This is a genomic window from Microbacterium sp. 13-71-7, assembly GCF_002257455.1.
Lineage (GTDB): Bacteria > Actinomycetota > Actinomycetes > Actinomycetales > Microbacteriaceae > Microbacterium.
In genome coordinates, this window is record NZ_NCKN01000176.1 from 1 (window position 1) to 8,742 (window position 8,742).

Genomic DNA, 8,742 nt, shown 5'->3' on the forward strand with positions numbered 1-8,742 from the left:
CAGGTCGCGCTCGATGCGCCGCAGCTCGGCGGCGTGCGCGTCCAGCGCGGCGGCGCGGCTCAGCGTCAGGGCGTCGACGCGCTCGGCCAGGCTCGACCGTGCAGGCACGGCGAGCAGGCGCGAGGAGATCAGCGCCAGGAGGCGGGCGACCGCGGGGATGAGCGCCCAGGAGATGAGGACGTAGACGAGGGCCATGAGCGGCATGGTCGCCGCGAGCGGCCACGAGGTGACCGGGTACGGCGCGGTCACCGGCTCGTCGGCCGGGGCGTACTGCCAGTAGAAGGGCACCGCCAGGGAGTTCACCGCGCCCAGCGGGATCACGATCGTCACGATCGCGATCGAGAAGAGCGGGATCGCATCGACCGCGAGCCAGAGCGCGTCGCGCACGGTCGGGGGGGAGAGCGCGAGCTGGATGCGCTCGTCGATCGACCGCAGGTCCCGCGGCACGGGCGCAGGACCCCGGATGCTCTCACCGCGGTAGGAGCCCACCCGTCTGCGCGCCCGATCCGACCAGTCGTGCAGGATGCGGACGGCTCCCGGCAGCAGGAGGACGCCGCCGGGGATGATCATGAGCGGAACCAGCACGAGGCCGGCGCAGAAGAAGAGGATCGACACGGCGGACGTCACGGCCTCGACGGCCACGAAGCGCCAATCCCGCAGCCAACGCCGCACCGGTCCCTGAGTCATTCCGACAAGTCTGCCGGAGCGGACAGCCTCGCGCGGTACAGCCAGCTGCACCATCCGAGCGGGGCCCAGCAGGATGGGCCTCGCCGGCCGTCGTTCCTAGCGTCGAAGCATGACAACTTCATCCGCACCGTCCCGGCCCACGCAGGCCGGTGACGCGCTCCGCCTCGAGAACATCGTGAAGACCTACGGATCCGGAGCGAACACCGTCCCCGCGCTGCGCGGCGTCGACCTCACCCTGGCCCGCGGCACCTTCACCGCGATCATGGGGCCGTCGGGATCCGGCAAGAGCACGCTCCTGCACAGCGCCGCGGGGCTCGACCGGCCGACGAGCGGCCGCGTGGTCCTCGGCGACACCGAGGTCTCGTCGCTCAGCGCACGCCGGCTCACGGAGTTCCGGAGGGATCACGTGGGCTTCGTGTTCCAGGCGTACAACCTGCTCCCGGCCCTGAACGTCGAGGAGAACATCACACTCCCGCTGCGCCTCGCGCGGCGCAGGCTCGACCGGGAGTGGCTCGACTTCCTGCTCGAATCGGTCGGGCTGTCGGAGCGCCGCCGCCGGCGCCCGGCCGAGCTCTCCGGCGGGCAGCAGCAGCGCGTGGCGATCGCCCGCGCGCTGATCACGCGGCCGTACGTGGTCTTCGGCGACGAGCCCACGGGCGCGCTCGACTCGCGGTCGGGCAAGCAGGTGCTCGACCTGCTGGCGCACACCACGAAGGCCCTCGCGCAGACGGTCGTGATGGTCACGCACGACCCCGTCGTGGCCTCGCATGCGGACCGCGTCATCTTCCTCGCCGACGGCGCCTTCGCGGGCCATCTCGATGGCGCGACGCCCGCCGAGATCACGGACCGCATGAGCTCGCTCGGGGAGTGGTGATGGCGGGCGCACGATTGGGGTTCGGCCGGCTCGTCCGCGCCGACCTCCGGCAGAACAAGGGCGGTTTCGTCGGCGTGGCCGTCGCGGTGTTCGTCGCGAGCGCCCTGGTCACGGGCCTCGGCGTCCTGGTGGAATCCGGCGTACGCGGCGGGCTCGCGCCGGTCCGCTACACGGCGGCTCCCGTCATCGTCGGAGCCTCACAGCAGGTGGAGGTGCCCGAGGACCTCCCGGTCCCGCTGCACGAGCGCGCGCCCCTGCCCGAGGGCGCGGCGGCGAAGGTCGCGGCCGTCTCCGGCGTGGACCGCGTCGTCGCCGATGTCACCGTGCCCCTCGCGGACGCGGGCGGGCGCCTCGTGGAGGCGCACCCCTGGGGCGCTGTCGCCCTGACAGGATCGGCGTTGCGGGAAGGGACGGAGCCCGTGGGCGCCGACGAGGTCGTCGTGACCGCCGGCGGCCGGGAGGCGCTCGGCGCCCGGATCCTGCTCGCACACGGCGGGACCTCCGCCGAGTACCGGGTCGTCGGCCTCGTCGACGCGGCGGGCGCCGAGCGCGCCCCGCAGGTGTACCTCAGCAGCGCGCGCATCGCGGAGCTGGATCCCCGCGGCGGCGTCGCGCAGACCCTCGGCGTGTTCCCCGCGCAGGGGGTGGACGCGGCGGAGACCGCGGCCGCGATCCGGGGCGCGGTGCCCGGCCTCGCCGTGCAGACAGGCGCGGGCCGCGGCGACATCGAGTTCCTCGATTCCGGAGCGGCGCGTTCGACCCTGGTGACGATCGGCAGCGCCTTCGTCGGCACCTGCATCCTGGTGGCGCTGTTCATCGTGTCCGGCACGCTGTCGCTGTCGGTGCAGTCGCGCCGCCGCGACTTCGCGCTGCTGCGAGCCGTGGGCGCGAGCCCGAAGCAGGTGCACGCGCTGGTGTCACGCGAGGTGATGTCGATCTCGGTCGTCGCGGGTCTGCTCGGCATCGTCCCGGGATACTTCCTGTCGGGCGTGCTGCAACGGGCGTTCGTCTCCGGCGGCGTGATCCCGGGCGATTTCGCGCTCGCGGTCGGCCCGTCGCCGGCCGTCGGCGCACTGCTGCTCGTCCTCGGCGCCGCGTGGGCGGCCGCGAGGATCGCGGCCCGCCGCCCGGCCGGACTGGATCCGATCGAGGCGCTCCGGGAGTCCTCGAGCGGGCCGACGCGCATCGGGCGGGCCCGGTTCGTGAGCGGCGGGATCCTCGCCGTCGCGGGGCTGGCGGTGTCCGCCGTCCCGCTGTTCGCGCGCGGCGTGGCCGCGGCAGGAGCCTCGGCCGCGGCGGCCCTGATGCTCATCGTGGCGCTGGCGCTGCTGGGCCCGTGGCTGGTCGCCCTCGTGATGCGCGCCGCTGCTCCGCTCCTGAGCCGCCTGTCGGCGGCCGGCTTCCTGGCCTCGGCCAACGGCATCGCGGGCAGTCGGCGCCTGGCCGGCGCGATCCTCCCGATCGCCCTCGGCGTGGGCCTCGGACTCGTGCAGATCGGCGCTCCGTCGATCGTCGCGCACGAGTCGGCCGCGCAGGCGGATGCGGGCGTGACCGCGGCCCTTCGGGTCAGCGCTCCGGCGGGACTGTCGCCTTCGGCGGTCGCAGGGGTCGCCGAGATCCCCGGCGTGACGGCGGTCACTCCCATCGCGCTCAGCGGAGCGATCATCGGGTACAAGGAGTTCGACGGCAAACCCAGGAACGCCGAACCCGTGCTGCAGGGCGTCGATCCGCGGGCGGTCGAGAAGACCATGGATCTCCAGGTGCGGTCGGGGGCGCTGTCCGGTCTCGGCGGTGCGGAGACCGTCGCCGTGAGCAGCGACGCGGCGCAGACCTGGGGCGTGGGCGTCGGGGACGCGATCGAGGGCTGGTTCGGCGATGGCACGCCGTTGCATGCGACGGTCGTCGCGGTCTACGAGCGCGGCCTCGGGTTCGGCGATCTCACGATGGACGGCGCAGCGGTGCGGGCGCGCACCACGAGCGGGCTCGACGCCTTCGCGCTCGTCGCCGTCGACGCCGACCGGGCCGACCAGGTGCAGGCCGCCGCGGCCGCGCAGGGGCTGCACGTGGTCCCCGGCAGCGGGCAGAAGGCCGCGGGAGCGGACGCGCAGTCGCAGCAGGGCTGGGTGAACCTCGTGGCGCTGATCGTGATCCTCGGCTACATCGCGATCGCGGTGATCAACACGCTTGTGATGGCGACGGGCGAGCGCTCCAGGGAGTTCGCGCTCCTGCAGCTGATCGGCTCCTCGCGGCGTCAGGTGCGGGCGATGATGCGGACCGAGGCGGTGATGGTCGCCGTGATCTCGACGGCGTTCGGCGTCATCGTCGCGATCCCGCCGCTCATCGGGATGAGCATCGGGATCTCGGGCCGGCTCGTGCCGGAGCTCCCTGTGCTCGCGGTGCTGGGACTCGTCGGCGCGATGGGCGCCCTGGCGCTGGCGACCCTGTGGGTCGCGACGCTGGGCGCGATGCGCACGCGGCCGATCGAGGAGATCGGATCCCGGCAGTGACGGCCGCTCGGCGAGAAGGCTGACGAAGAAGGGCGGTCCCGCGGATGCGGGGCCGCCCTTCTCAGGATGTCGCGTGAGGTGCTCCGGATCAGAACGTGATCCACTCGGTGCGGACCGTGACCTCCTCGAGCGCCTCCGCGGTCGGCGTGACGCCGATCCCCGGGCCCGTGGGCACCGTGAGGGTGCCGTTCTCGATCACGAACGGATCCGTGATGTCGTGCGTGTAGTAGCGGTCCGAGCCCGACGTGTCGCCGGGGAGGGTGAAGCCGGGGAGGGCGGCGAGCGCGACGTTGGCCGCCCGGCCGATCCCGGTCTCGAGCATGCCGCCGCACCACACGGGGATGTCGTTGGCGGCGCAGACGTCGTGGATCCGCCGGGCCTCCAGATAGCCGCCGACCCTGCCCGGCTTGATGTTCACGATCGAGCACGCCCCGAGGGCGATCGCATCGGCCGCCGCGCGGGCGGACACGATCGACTCGTCCAGGCAGATCGGCGTGCGCACGGCCTTCGCCAGCTGGGCGTGGCCGAGCAGATCCTCCTCGTCGAGCGGCTGCTCGATGAGGAGCAGGTCGAACGGGTCGAGGCGCGCGAGGTGCCCCGCGTCGCCGCGGTGGTACGCGGTGTTGGCGTCCACCTGCAGCAGCACGTCGTCGCCGAAGCGCTCCCGGACGGCGCGCACGGGCTCGATGTCCCACCCCGGCTCGATCTTCAGCTTGATGCGGACGTAGCCCTCGTCCAGATAGCCGCCCACGGCGTCGAGGAGCTCGGGGATCGTGTCCATGATCCCCACGGACACGCCGCAGTCGACCTGGGAGCGCACCGCGCCCAGCTCGCGGGAGAGCGGCACGCCCTTGGCGCGCAGCTCGGCGTCGAGGATCGCGAGCTCGACGGCCGCCTTCGACATCCGGTGCCCCTTGAACTTCGCCAGGGCAGGGGCGACCTTCGACGCGTCGAGGTCGGGGACCGCGGCCAGGGCGGGCAGCAGGAAGCGGGTGATCACGTCGACGCTCGCCTCGACGTACTCGGAGGAGTACAGGGGATCGGCCATCGCGACGCCCTCGCCCCAGCCCTCGGCCTCGTCCGTCACGGCGCGCACGAGCAGCGCCTCGCGCGCGGTGGCGACGCCGAACGACGTGCGGAACGGAGACACCAGGGGCATCTCGATGACGCGGAGTTCGATCCCGCTGAGCTTCATTGCACTTCTCCTCTGTCGATGGTGTAGGCGCCGGAGCGGTCGAAGGAGAGCACGCGCGCTCCCTCGTCCATGAGGTCGCCGAGGGTCGCGCGCACGGCGAGGCGCCAGCGCGTGGCGAGCTCCGGATCCGTGCGGCGGAGGGACTCGATGTCGCGGGGGAGCGAGACGCGGACCAGCCGGGCCGAGGTCTCGTGCGCGACCGGCACCGCGTCGTCCTCGCGGCCGAGCAGGGTGTCGACCGCGGCCGCCGTCGCCTCGGGTGCGGAGCCGCGGCAGGCGGCCGACACCGCGGGATCGTGCAGATACCAGGTGACCAGCATCCGGTCGGTGTCGTCCGCGCCGTTCAGCGCATCGCTCATCTGACCGTAGAAGTTGCGGAGGTAGCCCGTCGGGGTGGCCGCGAGCTTCACGAGATTGAAGTACGCGTTGCGGCTGATCAGCGGATCGAAGGTCCAGGAGATCTCGTCGAGGCCGTGCTCGAGCGCCCAGGACCGCTGGTGCACCTTGAGCGCGAAGCCGACGTTGCGCCCGCGCATGCGCGCCGACACGCCTGCGATGTGACTGTGCAGCGCGCGCCGCTCGGGCGCCGCGAAGAAGCCGAAGCAGGCGCCCACCAGCTCATCGCCCTCGAAGGCGCCTCCGACATAGCTTCCGGCCTTGGAGAGCGCCCGCAGCGTCTCCACGTTGACCGGCGCACGGTCGCCCTCGGCGGTCCAGATGCCGCGGAACAGCGCGGCCACCTGCGCGAACTCCTCGACCCGGGTGAGGATCCGGATCTCGATCCCCGCCTCCGCCGCTGCCGCGTCGGCGGCATCCGCGGCGGCCGCGGTCTCCTGCATGGAGGTCCCCATGATGGTCATCTTCCGCCTCCTGCCAGGACGTCCGCGATGAGTTCTCGCACCAGGGTGATGCGCGCGGGGATCATGCCGACGAGGACGTGCTCGTCCTCGGCGTGCGCGCCCGCGCCGACCGCGCCGAGGCCGTCGAGCGTCGGCACGCCGATGCCGGCCGTGTGGTTGCCGTCGGAGCCGCCGCCCACGGCGACGCCGTCGAGAGGGGCGAGCCCCAGATCGGCGGCGATCGCCCTAGCGCGGGCGAACAGGTCGGCGGAGGCGCTCCGCTCCATCGGCGTGCTCCGCGGGCCGTCCTCGATGCGCACCCCGGCGCCGGGAAGCGTCGCGCCGAGCCCATGCAGCGCCGCGTGGACGCGCTCCTGCTCCGCGCGTGTGACCGCGCGCACGTCGACCGAGAACTCGGCCTCCGCGGGCACCGTGTTGCTCGCGGATCCGGCCCGCAGCAGGGTGGGCGTCACCGTCGTGCCGGCGTCCGGATCGCCGAGCGCCGAGATCGCGAGGATGAGGTGCGCGGCCTCGACCGAGGCGTTCACGCCGCGTTCCGGCTCGAGGCCCGCGTGAGCGGCCCGTCCTGTGACGTGCACGCGGTAGACCGAGACCCCCTTGCGGGCCACCTTCACCGCGCCGCCGTCGGCGGAGGCCTCGAGCACGAGAGCGGCCGCGCAGCCGCGCGCCTCGTCTTCGATGAGGTCGCGCGACGACGGGGAACCGAGCTCCTCGTCGCCCGTGATGAGGATGCTCACGCCCTCGCGGTCCTCGAGTGCGGCGACCGCGTGCAGGGCCATCACCACGCCGGTCTTCATGTCGAAGCACCCTGGTCCCCGCAGGACGCCGTCCTCGACGCCGAACGGGAGGCGCTCCAGGGATCCGAGGGGCCACACCGTGTCGTGGTGCCCGAGCAGCAGCACCCGGGGCGTGCCGAACCGCCAGCGCAGGTGGGGCGTGCCGTCGATCACGAGGCGCTCCGGAGCGATGCCGAGCACGCGCTCGCCGAGCTCCGCCGTGACATCGGCGCTGCGGAGGAGGGCCTCCCGGTCGCGCGAGGGCGACTCGCAGCGCACCAGCGCACCGATGTCCGCGACGATCGCGTCGAGGGCGACCTCCGGAGCCTCCGCGATGCGGGCCTGCGCGGCCATCACGAGACCTTCGGCGCCGCGCGCACGCCGTAGTGCAGGTACTGCTCGCCGGTGGCGAGGCGGTAGAAGACCACGGCGTTCCAGGCCTGCGTGCCCTCGGGGCGGAGGACGAACTCGTTCTCCCGCACCGGGATCAGCGCATGCTCCTCGACCGGATCCGGAAGCAGCTCGGCGAGGGGGCCGGTCGCCGTCGTGCGCAGCCGCAGTCCGTCTGCGGAATCGATCACGTCGATGCGCACGCCGGCCCTGTCGTAGGTGCCCAGCACCTCGGAGAAGTCGGCGACGAAGGGGTCCTCGGGCGGCGCGAGCTCCTCGGGGAGGTGCACGTCGGCGACCTCGGAGAAGATCTCCTCGAACAGCTCGAGGTAGAGGTCGTGGGCCCCTCCGCCGTTGGTCAGCAGGGTCACGGCGACGCCCTCGTCCGGCAGCACCCGCAGGAACGCGGACTGGCCGATCGTGTTGCCGTCGTGGCCGTACAGCCGCCGCCCGTTCCAGTCGAAGAGGATCCAGCCGACGCCCCAGGCGTCGCCGAGCGTGTAGGGGTTCGGCATGTCGACCTCGCGCTGCTGCATGCGCGCCACGCTGCGCTCGGAGAGCACCCGCGTGCCGTCCGCGGCGAGGCCGCCGGTGAGGTGCATGCGCGCGAAGGCGAGCACGTCGGCGGTGGTGGAGCAGACCAGCCCGGCCGGTCCCATCGCGCGGGGCAGCATCCAGGCCGGTGCCAGCTTCGGACCGTCGTCGAGGATCTCGGTGTGCCCCGCGGCCGCACTGTGCAGCAGCACCTCCTCGGGCAGCGTCGCCGAGTGCTCGAGGCCGAGCGGCGTCATCACCAGATCCTTCAGGGCCTGATCCCAGGTGGTGCCGGTGACCTTCTCGATCACCCGTCCGGCCAGCACGAACCCCGAGTTGCAGTAGGACATGGTCGCGCCGATGGGGTGGTTCTGCGCCACGCCGTCGAGGATCCCGACGTACTTCTCGAGGGCGTCGTCCCCGCGGCCGGTGTCGGTGAAGACGTCGCCGTCGATGCCGCTCGTGTGGTTGAGCAGATGCCGCAGCGTCACGGTGCCCGTGATCTCGTCCGCGGAGGAGCGGAACTCCGGCAGGTACTCCACCACGGGGCGGTCGAGGTCGAGCACGCCGTCGTCTACGAGCCGCATGATCGCCGTGGTCGTCCAGACCTTCGTCATGGATCCGATCTGGAACAGCGAGTCGTCGGTCGTGGCGACCCCGGTGCGCGCGTTCAGGATGCCGTGGCGGGCGAAGACGGGGTCCTCGCCGAGTCGGAGGATGCCGAGCGTGGCGCCTGGCACCCTGTGCGCGGTCGCGAGCGCGCTGAGCCGCTGCTGCCAGTGCCGCGCGTCCAGACGTGCGCGCACGGGACGGCCGGCCGCGGGGGCGTACTGCTGGACCCAGTCGATCACGCGCTGGGAGTAGTCGGCACGGTGCGACGGGGGACCGGAGAGTGGGAACAGGTGCGAGCCGCCGGGGT

7 protein-coding genes are annotated in these 8,742 nt (G+C 72.9%); 2 read left to right on the forward strand and 5 right to left on the reverse strand.

Annotation, left to right across the window (positions count from 1 at the left end):
- Positions 1 to 687, reverse strand: a 687-nt coding sequence (locus B7X32_RS15195; protein WP_292721341.1) for a sensor domain-containing protein, incomplete at its 3' end; no start/stop codon positions are given.
- A 109-nt stretch (positions 688 to 796) separates the two neighbouring features.
- On the opposite strand from B7X32_RS15195, the gene B7X32_RS15200 reads away from it, so the two are divergent.
- A complete protein-coding gene (locus B7X32_RS15200; RefSeq protein ID WP_292721344.1) occupies positions 797 to 1,561 on the forward strand; it encodes an ABC transporter ATP-binding protein in 765 nt (254 codons plus the stop codon).
- Complete coding sequence (locus tag B7X32_RS15205) at positions 1,561 to 4,068, forward strand: ABC transporter permease (protein ID WP_292721347.1); 2,508 nt, start codon at positions 1,561 to 1,563, stop codon at positions 4,066 to 4,068. The genes B7X32_RS15200 and B7X32_RS15205 overlap by 1 nt, the downstream gene beginning before the upstream one ends.
- Positions 4,069 to 4,156: 88 nt before the next feature.
- Here B7X32_RS15205 and menC read toward each other — a convergent pair whose 3' ends face one another.
- The 4 genes from menC to B7X32_RS15225 all read right to left on the reverse strand — a co-directional run.
- On the reverse strand, positions 4,157 to 5,263 hold the full coding sequence (gene menC / locus B7X32_RS15210; protein WP_292721350.1) for an o-succinylbenzoate synthase: 1,107 nt from the start codon (positions 5,261 to 5,263) through the stop codon (positions 4,157 to 4,159).
- Entirely contained in the window at positions 5,260 to 6,123 is an 864-nt protein-coding gene (locus tag B7X32_RS15215) for a GNAT family N-acetyltransferase (RefSeq protein ID WP_292721353.1), read from the reverse strand. Before B7X32_RS15215 ends, menC begins: the two co-directional genes overlap by 4 nt.
- Entirely contained in the window at positions 6,120 to 7,253 is a 1,134-nt protein-coding gene (locus tag B7X32_RS15220) for a M20 family metallopeptidase (protein ID WP_292721356.1), read from the reverse strand. The genes B7X32_RS15215 and B7X32_RS15220 overlap by 4 nt, the downstream gene beginning before the upstream one ends.
- Positions 7,253 to 8,742 (reverse strand): serine hydrolase domain-containing protein (locus B7X32_RS15225; protein ID WP_292721359.1); only part of this gene is annotated, 1,490 nt, incomplete at its 5' end. The genes B7X32_RS15220 and B7X32_RS15225, both read right to left, overlap by 1 nt.